The sequence below is a fragment of the Pseudoalteromonas sp. NSLLW24 genome (assembly GCF_015864725.1).
Lineage (GTDB): Bacteria > Pseudomonadota > Gammaproteobacteria > Enterobacterales > Alteromonadaceae > Pseudoalteromonas > Pseudoalteromonas arctica.
Window position 1 is genome coordinate 1 of the sequence record NZ_JADYWQ010000035.1, and the last position, 2,596, is coordinate 2,596.

General features: G+C 36.9%; 1 protein-coding gene. It reads right to left on the reverse strand.

Features of this window, described 5'->3' with window-relative positions; all coding sequences use genetic code 11:
• Positions 1-1,001: 1,001 nt before the first annotated feature.
• On the reverse strand, positions 1,002-2,417 hold the full coding sequence (locus I6E72_RS19555) for an alanine/glycine:cation symporter family protein (protein WP_010555303.1): 1,416 nt from the start codon (positions 2,415-2,417) through the stop codon (positions 1,002-1,004).
• Between the last annotated feature and the right edge of the window lie 179 nt (positions 2,418-2,596).

The following is a 2,596-nucleotide window of genomic DNA, read 5'->3' on the forward strand; positions in this document are numbered from 1 at the left end:
TGGAATTGGTAGACACAAGGGATTTAAAATCCCTCGACTAACAAGTCGTGCCGGTTCAAGTCCGGCCTCGGGCACCATCTCTTTATTAAGCGCTCTGCTTAAAAAATCTAATAAATCTTCTAATATCTATAAAATATCCGGTAAAAATCCTGATTTATCATTTTTATGTTTTCTATGATTTATATTATCTTGATATGCACTATTTTATGCATGGTCTACCCAATAATAGCGTTGTGTGATAGTTCATTAAGAGTTTGTATATCTATCGTATTAAAGATATATATGAGTAAGCATAATGTAATATTTCCAAACCCAATCCTATAGCGCCTCAAATAAACCAGCCATGCAATCCTTAGCGACACACAGTACTTAATGCTAATGAATACACTTTGAACTGAACTAAGCGTCATAGACTTATGATACCAACCAGTAAAGTAGGCCATTAGCTTTAAAAAATTCAAAACAGTAAAGCAATCTACACCTCGAGAGCAAATAACCTTGAAAGCAAAGTTCAAACACCTATGTGCTGGTAGCATAAAGTAATACCAATCTGCTTATATATGGGGTCTATTTAAGGTTAAGGAAATTACGCTAGATTTAGGCAAAAATTTTTGTATCTAGTGTTCTAAATAAAAATTTTTAACGACGTTATAGTGCAATTTAATTCGTTAAATTGCTCAGAGATTTATGCAGGTTGGTATAGTTGTCGAATTGGTTGCTAACACATGCTCATTGGAAGTTAAAAATCGCGGGTAAGAGTAAGTCTAGAGTTATGGTGAGAACTTCAAATAGGTAAACAATAAAGTGCTTATACATAATGCAGAGCTGTGGGCATTAAACATCTGTTTTTGTAGGTTGTCTTCTCTAGGCTGATAATCAGATAATGTCTATACAGTTCTTATCGTCCGTAACAGCTTTTACTTATAAATGATCGAGTGCTATGTGTCAGGACTTTTTATTTTTAGAACTAAAAAAGCGAGCCGTAGCTCGCTGTTTATTGTTTATTTCCAGGCCTCGGGATCGACCTCTTTAGCAAGTTTAGGATGCTTGCTTTTGTCAAAGGTGGGTATTAAGCCCTTTTTGCGTTGTTCGTTGTAATCTTTAGAGAGCCATACAACAACACCTGAAAGCATAAATAGCGCTATAACGTTTACAATGGCCATTAAACCCATTGATATATCTGCCAGCGTCCAAATTAAACCAAGCTCACCAACAGCACCAAACATCACCATACCTAAAACAACAAGTCTAAAGATAAACATACCTTTATTAGAGTTGTGCTCTAAAAACATTAAATTTGTTTCAGCGTAAGAGTAATTAGCCACAATAGAAGTAAAAGCAAAAAACAATATAGCAATGGCAATAAAGTAAGTACCCCAGTCGCCGACATGTTCTTGTAATGCTGCTTGTGTAAGTTCAATCCCCATAACACCAGATTCAGGTACTAATTGCTGCGATAGTAAAATAAGAGAAGCAGTCGCTGTACAAATAACAATAGTATCAATAAATACACCTAGCATTTGCACATAACCTTGTGATGCTGGATGAGGAGGGTAAGGTGTCGCAGTAGCTGCGGCATTAGCTGCACTACCCATACCAGCTTCGTTTGAGAATAAGCCACGCTTTATACCTTGGATCATAGCTTGTGTAACACCATAACCAATTGCACCTGCACCAGCTTGTTCAATACCAAAAGCACTTTTTATTATAAGTACAATTACATCAGGTAATGCAGTAAAGTTAATAGCGCATACATAAAGAGCCACTAACAAGTAAGCTAATGCCATAAATGGGACAACCATTTCAGCAAAACGAGAAATCGTTTTCAAACCACCAAAAATAATAATACCAGAGCCAATAACCAAGCAAATGCCTACTATATATTTAGGTACATCAAACGCTACTTCAAATGCTGCAGCAATAGAGTTTGACTGTACGGCGTTAAATACCAAACCAAAGGCTAAAATTAAGCATAACGAGAATAAAGTCCCCATCCAGCGTTTACCTAAACCGTTTTGCATATAATAAGCAGGGCCACCTCTAAAATTGCCATCAGCATCTTTTGTTTTATAAGCCTGAGCCAAAGTACTTTCAGCAAAGCTTGTAGCCATACCTATTAATGCAATAAGCCACATCCAAAAAATAGCACCTGGCCCACCTAGGTATAAGGCAACAGCAACACCAGCCATATTACCTGTACCGACGCGTGCAGCTAACGAAGTACAAAAAGCCTGAAAGGATGAAATTTCGTTATCGGCACATTTACGAGAGCCAAACATAACTTTGAACATATGTGGAAATTGCACAAACTGAATAAAGCCTAGTCGAAAAGTAAAAAAGAGGCCTGCAGCTATTAATAAGTAGACGAGAACTTGGCCCCAGAGAAGGGCACTTATACTGTTTATTATGTCTGTCATGGATACTGCCTAAATACATGAGTTAAAAAAAGTGACCGCAACTTATCACATCAGGATAAAAGTGTTTAGTTTTAAAGTTCAAAAGCAGAGTTATCAACAGGGTTTTGTGGGTAACTTGTGCTTATCATGTGTGCTTGCTTGGGGCTTAATTTTAATTACTATTTTATGCAAATAACGCT